The sequence below is a fragment of the Testudinibacter sp. TW-1 genome, assembly GCF_050613185.1.
Classification (GTDB): domain Bacteria; phylum Pseudomonadota; class Gammaproteobacteria; order Enterobacterales; family Pasteurellaceae; genus Chelonobacter.
Genome location: NZ_CP192511.1, coordinates 299208 through 314483, shown reverse-complemented (window position 1 = coordinate 314483; position 15276 = coordinate 299208). Strand labels below are relative to the sequence as shown.

General features: G+C 49.6%; 12 protein-coding genes. All 12 read left to right on the top strand.

Going from position 1 to position 15276, the window contains the following annotated elements:
• The first annotated feature begins 7 nt into the window (after nt 1–7).
• Nucleotides 8–607, top strand: a complete 600-nt coding sequence (rdgB, locus tag ACQ31U_RS01480) for an RdgB/HAM1 family non-canonical purine NTP pyrophosphatase (protein WP_431053243.1) — start codon at nt 8–10, stop codon at nt 605–607.
• Nucleotides 607–1749, top strand: coding sequence for a radical SAM family heme chaperone HemW (gene hemW, locus ACQ31U_RS01475; RefSeq protein WP_431053241.1), 1143 nt, complete (start codon nt 607–609; stop codon nt 1747–1749). Before rdgB ends, hemW begins: the two co-directional genes overlap by 1 nt.
• Nucleotides 1750–1752: 3 nt before the next feature.
• Nucleotides 1753–2457, top strand: a complete 705-nt coding sequence (locus ACQ31U_RS01470) for a phosphoribosyltransferase (RefSeq protein ID WP_431053239.1) — start codon at nt 1753–1755, stop codon at nt 2455–2457.
• A gap of 158 nt (nt 2458–2615) precedes the next feature.
• Nucleotides 2616–3275, top strand: a complete 660-nt coding sequence (rpiA, locus tag ACQ31U_RS01465; RefSeq protein WP_431053237.1) for a ribose-5-phosphate isomerase RpiA — start codon at nt 2616–2618, stop codon at nt 3273–3275.
• Nucleotides 3276–3298: 23 nt separating this feature from the next.
• Nucleotides 3299–4531, top strand: a complete 1233-nt coding sequence (gene serA, locus ACQ31U_RS01460) for a phosphoglycerate dehydrogenase (RefSeq protein WP_431053235.1) — start codon at nt 3299–3301, stop codon at nt 4529–4531.
• A gap of 81 nt (nt 4532–4612) precedes the next feature.
• Nucleotides 4613–5512, top strand: a complete 900-nt coding sequence (locus ACQ31U_RS01455; protein ID WP_431053233.1) for a DMT family transporter — start codon at nt 4613–4615, stop codon at nt 5510–5512.
• Nucleotides 5513–5745: 233 nt separating this feature from the next.
• Nucleotides 5746–6795: an endolytic transglycosylase MltG gene (mltG, locus tag ACQ31U_RS01450; protein ID WP_431053231.1), complete on the top strand. Its 1050-nt coding sequence runs from the start codon at nt 5746–5748 to the stop codon at nt 6793–6795.
• A gap of 1 nt (nt 6796) precedes the next feature.
• Nucleotides 6797–7438 (top strand): dTMP kinase, encoded by a 642-nt coding sequence (tmk, locus tag ACQ31U_RS01445; RefSeq protein ID WP_431053229.1) that lies wholly within the window; start codon nt 6797–6799, stop codon nt 7436–7438.
• Nucleotides 7392–8435, top strand: coding sequence for a DNA polymerase III subunit delta' (gene holB / locus ACQ31U_RS01440; protein ID WP_431053227.1), 1044 nt, complete (start codon nt 7392–7394; stop codon nt 8433–8435). The genes tmk and holB overlap by 47 nt, the downstream gene beginning before the upstream one ends.
• Complete coding sequence (locus ACQ31U_RS01435; protein ID WP_431053225.1) at nt 8436–9218, top strand: YchF/TatD family DNA exonuclease; 783 nt, start codon at nt 8436–8438, stop codon at nt 9216–9218.
• Between the two features lie 11 nt (nt 9219–9229).
• Nucleotides 9230–9775: a DUF1523 family protein gene (locus tag ACQ31U_RS01430; protein ID WP_431053223.1), complete on the top strand. Its 546-nt coding sequence runs from the start codon at nt 9230–9232 to the stop codon at nt 9773–9775.
• Nucleotides 9776–10295: 520 nt separating this feature from the next.
• Complete coding sequence (locus ACQ31U_RS01425; protein WP_431053221.1) at nt 10296–15260, top strand: YadA-like family protein; 4965 nt, start codon at nt 10296–10298, stop codon at nt 15258–15260.
• Nucleotides 15261–15276 lie beyond the last annotated feature (16 nt).

Sequence of the window (15276 nt, the reverse complement as noted above, 5' to 3'; positions counted from 1 at the left end):
AAAGCATATGCAACAAAAAAGACAAAAAGTCGTGCTTGCCACCGGCAATCAAGGCAAAGTGAAAGAGATGGCGGATGTATTGGCGCAGTTTGGTTTTGAGGTGGTGGCGCAGAGTGAATTCGGCATTGAAAGCCCGGAAGAAACGGGATTAACATTTGTGGAAAATGCGATTTTAAAAGCACGCCACGCGGCAAAAATCAGCGGCTTGCCGGCGATTGCCGATGATTCCGGTTTGAGCGTGACCGCACTTGGCGGCGCGCCGGGGTTGTATTCCGCCCGTTATGCCGGCGAAGAGGGCAACGATGGCAACAATCGTGCTAAGTTATTAGTGGAAATGGCAGATAAGACCGATCGCAGCGCAAAATTTGTCAGCGTGATTGCGCTGTTGCAACATGCAGATGACCCGACGCCGATTATCGCCGAAGGGGCGTGCCACGGCGAAATTTTGCCGGCAGAACGCGGCGAAAACGGTTTTGGTTATGACGCGCTGTTTTTCTATCCGCCGAAAAACGCCACTTTCGCCGAATTGGCGCAAGCAGAGAAAAAACAGGTCTCGCACCGCGCCAATGCATTGAAAATATTGCAGAAAAAATTACAGGCGAACTGATGTTACAAGCTATTACCTTGCCACCGCTCAGCCTGTATATCCATATTCCGTGGTGCGTGCAAAAATGCCCTTATTGCGATTTCAACTCGCACGCACGGAAAGGCACGATTCCGGAAGCGGACTATATTCAACATCTGTTAGCCGATTTAGAGCAGGATTTGGCGTATGTGCAAAACCGCACTTTGCATTCGATTTTTATCGGCGGCGGCACGCCGAGCCTGTTTTCGGCGCAGGGCATTGCTTATTTGTTGCAACAGGTGGAACAGCGCATTCCATTTTCGCCCAAGATTGAAATCACACTGGAAGCCAACCCCGGCACAGCGGAAGCAGAGCGGTTTATCGGCTACCGCCAAGCCGGCATAACCCGGATTTCGATGGGCATTCAAAGTTTTGAGCAGGAAAAACTGCAACGCTTGGGGCGAATTCACAATGTTGAGGAGGCGGTGCAAGCGATTCAATTCGCTAAAAATAGTGGCTTGAACAGCTTCAATATTGATTTAATGCACGGTTTGCCTAATCAAAGCGTCGAACAGGCGTTGAATGATTTGCGCCAAGGCATTGCGCTTGAACCACCGCACTTGTCGTGGTATCAACTCACGATTGAACCGAATACGCTGTTTTATTACCGTCCGCCGAAACTGCCGGACGATGACGCATTGTGGGATATTTTTGAACAGGGGCATAAACTGCTGACCGAAGCCGGTTATCAACAATACGAAACCTCGGCTTATGCCAAAGCGGGCTATCAATGCCGGCATAACCTGAATTATTGGCGTTTCGGTGATTATCTGGCGATTGGCTGCGGTGCGCATGGCAAAATCAGCTTTGCGAACGGCGAGATTATACGCTATGCCAAAACCAAACACCCGAAAGGGTATATGCAAGGCAACTATCTGCACAGTCAAAGTGCGGTCAGCGCGGCGGAACGCCCGTTTGAATTTTTTATGAACCGTTTTCGCCTGCTTGAGCCGGTCGAAAAACAGGATTTTGTGCAGCTCACCGGCTTAGGGCTAGACCGTGTCGCCGCCGATATTGATTGGGCAAAACAGCAACATTATCTGCAGGAAACCGACCGCACTTGGCAAATCACCGAACACGGCAAACTGTTTTTAAATGAATTATTAGCGCGGTTTTTGGATTAAACAATGCGTACAGAATGGACTACTGATTTTCCCGATACTGTGATTGATCGACGTTTAGGCGATGCGACGTCACATCAAGAATATATTGCTGCAAAATCTGGTGATGTAACTGCTGCATACCGTTTGGCACGAGATTTGGTTACGGATGAAGCGGTGCAAAAATTAACATCAATTCTTGGGCAGCGAGATTTTGTTATTGTGCCTGTTCATGCGGAGGAAGCGATTGGAATTAATATGATTCCTTTGGCTGTGGCAAAAGTATTGGCTGGAAAATTAGAAAAGTCGGTTGATTTATCCATTGTGCAAGCGACGAAGGTTTCTCGCACTGGCAGTGACGGTTGGCATAGATTAGCCAATTCACCTAAATTTGATGGTGTCTTTCCTAATAATCAAAACGCACTTATTTTAGATGATACCCAAACTCAAGGCGGCACATTAACCAGTTTAAAAGGGTATATTGAGGGGCAAGGCGGCAAGGTTATTGCGGTTTATGCTTTAACTGGAAAACAATATTCAGTACAATTAAGGCTATCAACGACAACATTAGCGGAATTGAGAGGAAAATATGGCGATCTTGAAACATGGTGGGCAAGAGAATTTGACTATTCCTTTGACAAACTCACAGAATGGGAAGCTAAATTCCTCCTTAATTCAGGTAAAACAATTGAGCAAGTCAGAGATTTTATCGTTAAGGCAAAACAAGATTGATTCTTATCGAAAATTGGAAAAGCTGGCTCGTTAAAATTTGAGAAACGTCTTGGCAAGAGATTGCCAAGGCGTTTTTGTTTTTATCGCGAATGAAACCCATTGAACAATCAGCATAACGTAGTAAGATAAATCAACTCTCATCAGCATAAGGATAACTCATGGATCAGCTTGAAATGAAACGACAGGCGGCGCAAGCGGCGTTGAAATATGTGGAAGCGGACAGCATTGTCGGCGTCGGTAGCGGTTCGACGGTGAACTGTTTTATCGAGGCGTTGGGCGCAATGGCGGATCAAATCAAAGGGGCGGTTGCCGCCTCGAAAGAGTCCGAGCGACGTTTGCAGGCATTGGGAATTGAAGTGTTCAGTGCCAACGACGTTTCGGGATTGGATATTTACGTTGACGGCGCGGACGAAATTAACCCGCAAAAAATGATGATTAAGGGCGGTGGTGCGGCGTTGACGCGTGAAAAAATTGTGTCTTCGTTAGCAAAAAAATTCATCTGCATTGTGGATTCCACAAAACAAGTGGATGTGCTAGGCTCAACCTTCCCGCTGCCGGTTGAAGTGATTCCGATGGCGCGTTCTTATGTGGCGCGCAAATTGGTCGGTTTGGGCGGACAGCCGGAATATCGCGAAGGCGTGGTTACGGATAACGGCAATGTGATTTTAGATGTGCATAATTTCAAGATTATGCAGCCGGTGGAAATGGAAAAGACCTTAAATAATATCGCCGGCGTCGTCACCAACGGCATTTTTGCTTTGCGCAGCGCCGACATTGTGATCGTCGGCGGCGCGCAAGGGGTTCGGATTTTAACATAACCAAGGAAACGAGAGGAAAACCAATGTCAGCAAAAGTCTCACTGGATAAGGCAAAAATTAAGTTTTTGCTGCTGGAAGGATTGCACCAAAGTGCGGTGGACAGCCTGCACGATGCCGGTTACACCAATATCGAATATCATGCCAAAGCGTTGGACGACGCGGATTTAATCGAAACGATTAAAGATGCGCATTTTATCGGCATTCGTTCGCGCACCCATTTGAGTGCCGAAGTGTTGCAGCATGCGCAAAAACTGATTGCAATCGGCTGTTTTTGTATCGGCACTAACCAAGTGGATTTGGAAGCGGCGAAACAACGCGGGATTCCGGTATTCAACGCGCCGTTTTCCAACACGCGTTCCGTTGCCGAACTGGTGTTGGGTGAGATTTTGCTGTTAATGCGTAAAATTCCGCAAGCCAATGCGGAAGTACACCGCGGCTTATGGAACAAATCGGCGACCGGCTCGCATGAAGTGCGCGGTAAAAAACTGGGGATTATCGGCTACGGGCACATCGGCTCGCAACTGAGCGTGCTGGCGGAAGCGATTGGAATGCGCGTTTATTTTTACGATCTGGAAAATAAACTGCCGTTAGGCAATGCGCAGCAAATCCGCACTTTAGAGGAATTGCTTTCGACCTGTGATGTCATTTCATTGCACGTGCCGGAAAACGACTCGACCAAGAATCTGATGAGCAAAGAGCGGATCGAGCAACTTAAAGAAAACTCGATTCTCATCAATGCGGCGCGCGGTACGGTGGTGGATATCGACGCCTTGGCGAATGCTTTGGACAGTGGGCGCGTGTTGGGCGCGGCAATTGACGTATTCCCGACCGAACCGGCTTCAATCAATGATCCGTTCGAATCGCCGTTGTGCCGTTTTGACAACGTGATCCTGACCCCGCATATCGGCGGCTCAACCTCGGAAGCGCAAGAAAATATCGGTTCGGAAGTGGCAAACAAACTGGTGAAATATTCCGATAACGGGTCGACCTTATCGGCGGTGAACTTCCCGGAAGTGTCTCTGCCGGAACATTCGGGCACCAAACGCTTAATGCACATTCACCACAACCGCCCGGGCATTCTGAACAAGATCAACCAGATCTTCACCGACGAAGGCGTGAATATTGCGGCGCAATATTTGCAAACCAACCCGCAAATCGGTTATGTGGTGATCGATGTCGAAACGACGAATACAGATAACGTGCTACAGCAATTGCGCAGTATCGAAGGCACGATTAAGGCGCGCGTGTTGTTCTAGCCCGGCGTTTAAAAAATCGGTTTAATCTCTGCAAAGTGCGGTTTTCTCAGATGAAAACCGCTTTTTATTTCGGAAAAGAAAATGTCACAATACACAAACACCAATTATGCAGCACCGCTGTTGATTATCGGCTGTGTCATCTTCGGTCTGGGCAGCCTGATCGTTAAATTTGTGCCGGTGGGCGCTTATGCGATTGCTTTTTGGCGCTTGCTGGTTGCCGCCCTGATTTTTTTGGGCTTAATGCGCATGTTTAAGCAAAAACTGCCGCAAAGCCGCAAAGCCATTGGTATGGCGCTGTTGTCCGGCGCGTTTTTGGGCTTCGATTTGGCATTATGGCACGAAAGTATTTATGCGGTCGGACCGGGCATTTCCACGTTACTCAACAGCCTGCAAATCTTCTTTCTGTCTGCGATCGGGTTTATCTGGTTTGCAGAACGGCTAACCAAATTACAACTGTTCAGTCTGCTGTTGGCGATTTGCGGTGTCGCGCTGATCGCCAGTCCGGAATTCGGGCACAACAGCAATGCCGGTTGGGGTTTTGTCAGCGGCATTGTATCCGGCAGCATGTTGGCATTGTCGATGGTGTTTGTGCGCAAAACCCAGCAAGTCGAGCAAACCGCACTTTTCCCGTTAATGCTGCTGATCAGTTTGGGCGGTATGTTGGCGCTATTCCTGCCTTCGCTACTGCTTAACAGCCACAATTTATACCCGACCACCTGGCGTGATGTCGGCTTGATTTTGCTTTACGGCGCGTTAATGCAATGTTTTGCTTGGGGGCTTATCGCCTACGCGATTCCGCTGTTATCGCTTTCCGTCACCGGCTTACTGCTGCTCAGCGAACCGGTTGCCGCCCTATTGATTGACTATTTCTGGCTGTTAAAACCGATTAACCGCCTGCAATGGCTCGGTGCAGGCTTAACGCTTTTGGCGATCTATTTAGGTTCTTTACGGACGAAAAAACGCCGTAAAAAAATCAAATAATGCATTGAATTACTTGGATATTTTAAATATAAAACACCAATTAGCCGCGGGATTAGATTATAATTGGACGGAATTGTAATTAACAATTAGACGGAATAGTAGTTTGCAATTGGACGCTGACTCAGCGCGCAATCCGCCGAAAAATTCGTTCGTTCAGATTGCTATCGCCAAGTGCGGTTTCCTGCTACACTACGCAGGCTTTGTGCGCGTTTTTATTTGAATGATTGAGAAAGATGAAAAAACTGATTTATTGCTTTTTGGGATTGAGTTTGTTGCTGTTTATTGCGGTTGCCGCTGGCGGTTATTGGGGCTATCAGCAGATCCAAAACTTAGCGCAACAGCCGATTCATGCCGAAACCGATCAATTGTTGACGATTGAACGCGGTACGACCGGCAAAAAACTGGGCGAATTTTTACAGCAACAGGGGCTGATTGACGACGCGACTTTTTTCCCGTTTTTATTGCGCTTGCAGCCTGAGCTGAGTGCGGTCAAAGCCGGCACCTATTCTTTGAATGGGGTTGAGAATGTGCAGCAATTATTGCAATTGTTGAACAGTGGCAAAGAGGCGCAATTTGCGATTCGTTTTGGCGAAGGCGAAACCTTTAAACAGCAACTAAGCACATTGCGCGCCGCCCCGCACTTACGCCGGATTTTGCCGGCGCAAGAAGCGGAGATATTTAACCGACTGAAAAATTTGTTACCCGATTCAAACGGGCAGACACAACTGGAAGGTTGGATCTATCCCGATACTTACCACTACACCGTTAATTCAAGCGATAACGAACTGTTGCAACGGGCGGTTACGCGCATGGCGCAGGCGTTAGACAAGGCGTGGCAGGGGCGAGCCGCCGATTTGCCGTTGCAAAATCCGTACGAAATGTTGATTTTAGCCTCGATTGTGGAAAAAGAAACCGCACTGGACAGCGAACGGGCGCAAGTGGCGGGCGTGTTTGTCAATCGTTTAAAACGCGGTATGCGCTTGCAGACCGATCCGACCGTGATTTACGGCATGGGCGACAACTATAACGGCAATATCCGGCGTAAAGATTTGGATCAAAAAACGGCGTACAATACCTATCAAATCGACGGCTTGCCGCCGACGCCGATTGCGATGCCGAGCGAAGCCTCGCTGCAAGCGGTGGCACATCCTGCCGAAACCACCGCACTTTATTTTGTGGCGGACGGCAGCGGCGGACACAAATTCAGCAACACCTTAGCCGAACATAATCAAGCGGTGCAGCAATATCTGAAATGGCTGCGCACACAAAAAAATGGAAATTAAAATGCAAAAGTGCGGTCAATTTATTGTCTTAGAAGGGCTGGAAGGGGCAGGCAAAACCACGGCGCGCCAAGCGGTGCTGACAGCATTGCAGGCGCACGGCATTGAACAGGTCGAATTTACCCGCGAACCGGGCGGCACGCCGTTGGCGGAAAAATTGCGCCAACTGATTAAATTCGGCGATGGCGACGAACCGATTAGCGATAAAGCCGAGCTGCTGATGTTGTATGCGGCGCGGATTCAACTGGTGGAAAACGTGATTCGCCCGGCGTTAAAGTGCGGTAAATGGGTGTTGGGCGATCGGCATGATATGTCGTCGCAAGCCTATCAGGGCGGCGGACGGCAAATCGACCGCACTTTGCTGGCGACCTTGCGCGATACGGTATTGGGCGATTTCAAACCGGATTTAACCCTGTATCTCGACATTGATCCCGAACTGGGGTTGAGCCGCGCCAGAAGCCGCGGCGAGTTGGATCGGATCGAACAACTGCAACTGGATTTCTTCCGGCGCACCCGGGCGCGATATTTGGAATTGGTGGCGGCTGATCCGAATGCGGTGTTGATTGACGCGTCGCAATCTATGGCAGAGGTGGCGACCGATGTGCAACGTGCGGTCACGGCGTGGTTGGCGAAACAGGAGCGTTAGCGTGTACCCATGGTTTGAACCGCTCTTTCAGCAGTTGGATAACAGCTTTGCCCACGGGCAAGGGCACCACGCGCTGTTATTCAAAAGTGATCAAGGCTTAGGCAGTGAACAACTGTTGATGACGATTGCGCAAGGCTTGCTGTGTTTGGAAAAACCGGGCTTGCAAGCCTGCGGAGATTGCCAACACTGCCAACTGTTTCGAGCCGGTACTCATCCCGATTTTCACCCTTTGGCATTGCAAGAAGGCAAAAATATCGGTATCGATCAAGTGCGTGAATTGACCGTCGGTTTGCAGCAATATGCACGCCAAGACGGCAATAAAGTGGTCTATTTGCCGACCTTGGAATTGTTAAGCGAAGCGGCGGCGAATGCGCTGTTGAAAACCTTGGAAGAGCCGAATGACGGCACGTATTTTTTATTGTTGGCGGATTTAACCGCGCCATTAATGCCGACCATTTACAGCCGTTGCCAAGTGTGGACCTTGACCGCGCCGCCTCGTGAGGTGGCAAAAGCGTGGCTGCAAACCCAAATTCAGGCTGATGAAACGGACATTGAAACCGCACTTCGGATTAATTACAACCGTCCGTTGACGGCGTTGAACGGCTTGCAAAAGGAATGGCTGCCACTGCGTAAACAGTTTTTACGCCGCTTTTGGCTGTTTCAACAACACCGCGCGCTTGAGCCGTTTTTGCAACAGTTTGCCTTGAAAGACGAGGAGCTGCTGCAACGGCAGCTGAACTGGCTTTCCAGTTTTTTTAGCGACAGCTTAAAGTGCGGTTTACGGATTCGGCAAGGCTGGATCAATCAGGATATTGCCAACGGCATTGAGCAATTCAGCGCGCTGTTTTCGCAAACCGCACTTTTGCGCGCTAACCAACTGGTGTTGCAACTGCGGCAAGATTTAAGCCGGATTAATGCGGTCAATCAAGAGCTGATTATTCTGGATTTTTTAACCAAATTGATTACACAAGTTTTTGAATCGAAGATTGAGGTATAAGTGTTTATTATTGATTCACACTGTCATTTAGACAGTTTAGATTACGAAAATCTGCATCGAGATATGGACGAGGTGGTGGAGAAAGCCAAACCGCGCGGGGTGCAACATGTGTTGTCGATCAGCACCACCTTAAGCGGTTTTGAAAAATTGCAAACCGCACTTGCACATCGCCGCGACGTTTCACTGTCGTGCGGTATGCACCCGCTGAATGTGGAGGACGAAACTTTCGACGGGCAAAAAATGTTGCAACTGGCGCGTGCAAAACAAGTGATTGCGATTGGCGAATGCGGTTTGGATTATTATTACAGTGCCGATAACAAAGCCAAGCAACAACGGATTTTCGCCGAACAAATTGAGATTGCCAAGCAATTGAACAAACCGTTAATTATTCACACCCGTGCGGCGCGTGAAGACACCATGCGTTTTTTGCAACAAGGCAACGCACAGCAGTGCGGTGGTGTGTTACACTGTTTTACTGAAAATCAATGGACGGCGGATCAAGCGCTGGAGCTGGGTTTTTACATCTCCGTATCCGGCATTATCACCTTCCGCAATGCGGAAGAATTGCGCGCGGTGATTAAAACCGTGCCGCTGGATCGTTTATTGATCGAAACCGATTCGCCGTATCTGGCGCCGGTGCCGTATCGCGGCAAGCAGAACCAGCCGGCGTATGTACGTGAAGTGTGCGACTATCTGGCAGTGTTGAAAGGCGTGAGCGCTGAAGAATTGGCGCAAATCACTACCGCTAATTTTGAACGGTTATTTAAGATAAAAGTGCAATAAGGAAAAATATCATGGCTAAATTTACCCTACGCAGAGCTATCACCTTGTTTTTTATTTTGGTGACGTTATTGATCCACGGTGTCTTGTTTGCCACGGTTAATTTTTATTTTCCGCATTATGAAGTCACCCATGTCACCGGAGTGGAAGTGAAACGGGTGGACAAAGACGGGCCGATCACCAAAGCCAATCCGGCGGACGGTCCGACCCGCGATGTGTATTATATTTATACGGAAAATCCGGAAAATAAAAAAGTGATGGTGTACCGCAATGAAGACACCCGCTGGGGCTTTCCGTTCTATTTCAAATTCAACTCCGCCGATTTACAGGCAAAAGCGCAAGGTTTTGCGGTGGATAAAAAAACGGTGCAGGTGAAATACTACGGCTGGCGTTTGGTGATGTTTGACGAGTTTCGTAATATGATCTCAATGAAAGAAGTCGATGCCAACGCCACGGCGGCATTGCCGATCGCCAGCTATGTGCTGTATTTCCTGCTGCTGATCACGCTGTTTTTATCGGTGCAGTTTATTCGCGGCTGGTTTGCGAGCGAACAAGACTGATAACTCCCCCGAATTCAATAAAATTCCTATATCAAGTGCGGTTATTAAACCGCACTTTTTTTATATTTCAAATAAAGCAATCAATTTACAATCAATCAAAAAAATAAACATTGTTTATTTCAGATTGCGGAAAAACTGACTTTTCTCCCTCCGCGGGCGGAGGGAGTACCATTTTTCGCAAGAAAAATGGGGAGGGAGGTGGAATATAAAAATGCAACATATTCATTTTTAACATTCTTTATGCCTCCCTCCGTCCTTCGGACACCTCCCTCCGTATACGGAGGGAGGGAAATGATTAGCGAAAGAGACTTTGTTATCAGCCTGAAATAAAGATTGTTTATTTTTTTGTTTTTCGTACTTTAACATCAATTGTTGTATATTATTTACAGTAATTGTGTTTTAATATACTTTGTTTTTACTATTCGGTTTGTTTTTTGATCGATTGTTGGGTTGTGAATATTGATCTGCGGAAGAGTGTTGTCTTAGGGTAAAGAATTATTTTTTAAAAGGGGGATTGTTTATGAATAAGGTTTACAAAGTGATTTGGAATACGGCAAAACAAGCATTGGTTGTTGTATCAGAATTGGCCTCAAATGAAAAAAAGGCGGCCAGCGAAAGAAAAAGCGTTTCGGTGGGCAGTCGACCTAGAGCATTCTCGTTGAGTAACGTCTTTTTAATGTTATCTATGGCAATGACTGGCGTTTCTGCCTATGCGGCAGAGACGGAATTAAATGGCAGTGCAGTAGATCAAAGTATTGCGATTGGTTCAAGCGCAACGTCGACAGCCGGTGCAAAAACAACCGGCTCAATTGCCATTGGTTCTAATGCCAGTGCCGGCCGTGCGGATATGCAGGATTTAAAAGCCGCCGGTGCTGCACAAGATGTGTGGATTGGAAAACAAAATAATATTGCGTTGGGAAGCGGGGCGACGGCAGACGGCGGGCGTGTGATTTCCATAGGTGAAAACGCGGGCAGCGGCACCGTTGACAATTACAATATTCAAAATGTAAACATCGGCACCAATGCGGGTACGAATGTACGTGGCCGCCATAACGTGTTGATGGGCTTTGAAGCGGGCATGCTGACCACCGGCAATACCACCGGCAGTGCTTCCAGTAATGTGATTATTGGCCATGGCGCAGGGAAAAATACCAACACCAGCACTAATGTGTTGCTCGGACAAGGGGCAGGCAGCAATTTAACAACGGGTGTGCAAAATATTGCGATTGGTTTGAACGCAGGTTCAAATTCGACCGCGGTAGGTTTTGTGCCTTATATTAAAGCCGAAGGTCATAGCGTTTCGATTGGTAATGGTTCGGGTTCTAATGTGACGGGCGATGTCAACGTTTCCGTGGGGCAGTTGGCTGGTCGGATGTCCACCGGTAGCGCCAATGTGTCAACCGGTTTGCAAGCCGGTATGTCGCGTCAAGGCAGTCAAAATATCTCTTCGGGTTTTTATGCCGGTGCCGGTACTCACGGTGATAATAATATCGCTTTAGGTCATGCCGCCGGTTCTGATATGGGGAAAAGCGGCGATCGGGTAAACCGTTCCACTTCAATTGGTCAGCGTGCCAAATCTTTTGGTAATGATTCAATTGCATTCGGCTCAGGCTCGATTGCGGGTGTAGACGGTTCGGCAAGCACCGTTGCCGGTGATATTGCAATTGGGTTGGCGGCTTCCGCCACTGGCGGATTCAGTATCGCCCAAGGTAATAGGGCACAAGCGACTGCCTTAAGAGCCGTAGCTATCGGTGATACTACACAAGCAACTGCCGAAAGAGCCACTGCAGTCGGCGATCATGCAAGAGCCAATAACCTTTATTCCGTTGCTCTGGGTTATGGCGCTCGAGCAACCATAGATTCTACTAGTGCCGGTGGTCAGGTTGCAATCGGGGCAAATTCCAGTTCAACCAGTAATCGGGCGGTTGCCGTCGGGGCCAGCTCGAGTGCCAGTGGTGCGGAAAGTGTAGCAATGGGTGCGACAGCACAAGCCGCACAAATCGGCGCTGTTGCGTTAGGTCGAAATGCGCAGGCAACCGAAATGGCAAGTGTGGCACTGGGACAATTGACCCGTGCGACCGGCGGCAGTGGAATTGCGATTGGCGCTGCTGCTCAAGCAACAGCAACGTATGCAACAGCGATGGGTTATCAGGCTCAGGCAACGGCAAATAGTGCGATTGCGATCGGTAACGACGCGCAAGCGACTGCTGCCAACAGTATTTCCATCGGTACCGGCAACCAGGTCAGCGGCGAAGGTTCGGGCGCAATCGGGGATCCGACCGTGATCATCGGTGACGCGTCTTATTCTTTGGGTAATAACAATAATATTGCGCAAGACAATACCTTTGTGGTTGGTCATGGTGTGACTTCAACCCAAGCCAACAGTGTGATTTTGGGCAATGCGTCTACTGATCGGGCGGCAACCGCTGAAACCCAAGCCACCGTGAATACCATCACTTATAGCGGTTTCGCCGGTGTCGGCAGTGCTGAAAACGGCGTAGTGAGTGTGGGCGGAGAAGGTAAAGAGCGGCAAATTATCAACGTTGCCGCCGGAAAAATTGCGAAGGATTCAACTGACGCGATTAACGGCAGCCAGCTTTATCAAGTATCAAGCGAATTGACAAATAAGTTAACCCATTATTACAGTGTGAATGATAATGGCAATCAACAAGGCAACTATAACAACGACGGTGCCAGCGGTTTGCGCGCGTTGGCTGCCGGTGTGAATACAACAGCCGCCGGTCAAGAGGCGACGGCAGTGGGGAATAAAGCCGATGCCAGCGGTTTGGGGGCTGTAGCAATCGGTAGTGCGGTCACCGCTTCAGGGCAGGCAACCGTTGCCATGGGATCTTATGCCAGCGCCAGTGCCATCGCGGCTACGGCGTTGGGTGAAGAAACTAACGCAAGTGCAAATGGCGCGACAGCGGTCGGGCGCAAGGCGAAAGCCAGCGGCGGCGACAGTGCGGCGTTTGGTAGTGGTGCGAATGCTTCCGGAGAGTCGGCGGCGGCATTAGGTGCAAGTTCAACGGCGAGTGCGAAATATAGTATTGCCGGTGGTGTGCAATCTGTTGCAAGCGGTATTCAATCTATTGCGCTGGGGCGCGGATCCCAAGCGGCACAAACATATGCGACCGCTATCGGTTCTGCAGCAAATGCTTCTGCCAAACAAGCGACAGCCATCGGCACCAGTGCCGTTGCTTCCGGCGCGCGTTCGGTCGCATTGGGCTCCGCTACGCTGAGTAATAGCGATGTTGTTACCGCTTCGACCACCGCTTCGGCGGAAGATACCATTGCGCTGGGCACGGTGGCGCAGGCGACAGCGGCGAATGCGATTGCCACCGGTACTCAAGCGACTGCCAGTGAAGCTCGTGCGATTGCGATTGGTAATGGCGCACAAGCGACTGCGGCAGATACTATCTCTATCGGTAGCGGCAACTTGGTTAGCGGCACAGGTTCAAGTGCGGTCGGCGATCCATCTATCGTGGCAGGTACGAACAGCTTCTCGGCGGGTAATAAAAATGCCGTCGGCAGCACAACGGATAATTCGTTTATCCTCGGCGGGCGTAATGACCTCGGCGGCACAGCGGTGACCCGTGACGCCAACGGCGTGATTACCACTAAAGATGGTATTGAAGAGGAAGTGGACGCGTCGAATTCGGCGATTGTCGGTTACGATAACAGCGTACAACATAAAAATGTATTTGTACTGGGTAATCGAGTGAAAGAGACAATTGAAAATTCGATTTTCTTAGGTGATTCATCGGCTTATGTCGCGGCAAGTGATGTTGATACAGCAACCACCAAAGGCATTGATAAGACTTATACTTCGGCAAATATCAACAAGTTAAGCTTGAACTTTGCCGGTGGCGATAATGTCGGCGGCGTGTTGAGTATCGGCAGCAGCGAACAAACCCGCCGCATTCAAAATGTGGCGCCGGGCTTGATTTCAGCTTATAGCACCGACGCAATTAATGGTAGTCAACTATTTGCGGTGATTAACAGCGGCTGGCGGTTTACCGTCAGCGATAATGGCGGCACCAGCTCAGCGAACTATACTGACGGCGCAGCGTTTGAAACGGTTAAATTGGGCGACACGCTGAACTTTATTGCCGGGGATAATATTGACATTACTCAAGACGGCAAAGGAATCACCATTAGCGCGAAAGTGATGAAAGGTGAAAAAGGCGATACTGGGGCAACAGGCGCAACCGGACCACAAGGTCCGGCGGGTGCTGACGGTGCTACCGGCGCGACAGGTGCAACAGGTGCAACAGGTGCAACAGGCGCAACCGGTGCCACAGGTGCAACCGGTGCAACCGGCGCCACAGGCGCAACCGGCGCTACAGGTGCAACCGGCGCTACAGGTGCAACCGGCGCCACAGGTGCAACCGGCGCTACAGGCGCAACCGGTGCAACGGGTGGTGCAGGTACTTGGACTGTGGAAGTTGACGGTGAAAATGGCAGTGAAGTGGGTGATGGTGATGTCGTTAACTTTGCTTCTGGTAAAAATATCGAGGTTGAAAAATCAGGTACTGACATTACGATCAGCACGGTTGAAGCTCCGGAATTTACCAGTGTTACAGCAGAAACCGTTAATGCAGGCACAGTGAATGCAAGCGAAGTTAAAGCGGGTGATACCACGCTGAATGACAATGGACTAACGATTGCGAATGGTCCGAGCGTCACTAAAGATGGTATTAACGCCGGTGGTAATAAAGTGATCGGCGTTGCCGCGGGCGATATTTCGGCGACGAGCACGGATGCGGTAAATGGCAGCCAGTTGTATGCAACTAACCAAAATGTTGCAACCAATACCACGAATATTGCAACCAATACCACGAATATTGCAACCAACACGGCGAATATTCAGAAAAACACTGCGACAATCAGCAAAGGCTTAAACTTCAATGCGGATACTGGTGCAGTTGTGAACCGTCAATTGGGTGATACTGTGTCGATTACCAGGGATAGCAATATTACAACCCAAACCACGGCTAATGGCGTTCAAGTCACCCTCAATAAAGAGCTGAACCTGAACAGCGTCACCACCGGTAACACCAAAGTGGATACTAAAGGCGTGACAATTAGCGGTGGCAGCAAGGGCACGGTTTCATTAACGGGCAATGGTTTGAACAACGGTGGCAACCGTATTACCGGCGTTGCAGCGGGTGTTGACGGCACTGACGCCGTGAATGTGAACCAGTTGAATGCGGCGACTAGCAACCTGAACAACCGTATCAACAAAGTTGACAGTCGCGCCAGTGCAGGTACGGCTTCTGCTATGGCGGCGGCAGGCTTGCCGCAGGCATACTTGCCGGGTCACTCCATGGTGGCGGTTGCCGGCGGCACGCACCGTGGTGAAAATGCGATTGCGCTAGGGGTTTCCCGTATCAGCGATAATGGCAAAGTGATTGTCAAATTGACCGGGGCTACCAACAGCGAAAACGACACCAGTGCCAGCATTGGCGTGGGTTATCAGTGGTAATGAAACCTGACCGCAC

Bases quoted from the DNA above. Each gene is read 5' to 3' on its own strand.
- rdgB (WP_431053243.1), top strand. From the start codon at position 8: ATGCAACAAAAAAGACAAAAAGTCGTGCTTGCCACCGGCAATCAAGGC.
- hemW (WP_431053241.1), top strand. From the start codon at position 607: ATGTTACAAGCTATTACCTTGCCACCGCTCAGCCTGTATATCCATATT.
- ACQ31U_RS01470 (WP_431053239.1), top strand. From the start codon at position 1,753: ATGCGTACAGAATGGACTACTGATTTTCCCGATACTGTGATTGATCGA.
- rpiA (WP_431053237.1), top strand. From the start codon at position 2,616: ATGGATCAGCTTGAAATGAAACGACAGGCGGCGCAAGCGGCGTTGAAA.
- serA (WP_431053235.1), top strand. From the start codon at position 3,299: ATGTCAGCAAAAGTCTCACTGGATAAGGCAAAAATTAAGTTTTTGCTG.
- ACQ31U_RS01455 (WP_431053233.1), top strand. From the start codon at position 4,613: ATGTCACAATACACAAACACCAATTATGCAGCACCGCTGTTGATTATC.
- mltG (WP_431053231.1), top strand. From the start codon at position 5,746: ATGAAAAAACTGATTTATTGCTTTTTGGGATTGAGTTTGTTGCTGTTT.
- tmk (WP_431053229.1), top strand. From the start codon at position 6,797: ATGCAAAAGTGCGGTCAATTTATTGTCTTAGAAGGGCTGGAAGGGGCA.
- holB (WP_431053227.1), top strand. From the start codon at position 7,392: ATGTGCAACGTGCGGTCACGGCGTGGTTGGCGAAACAGGAGCGTTAGC.
- ACQ31U_RS01430 (WP_431053223.1), top strand. From the start codon at position 9,230: ATGGCTAAATTTACCCTACGCAGAGCTATCACCTTGTTTTTTATTTTG.
- ACQ31U_RS01425 (WP_431053221.1), top strand. From the start codon at position 10,296: ATGAATAAGGTTTACAAAGTGATTTGGAATACGGCAAAACAAGCATTG.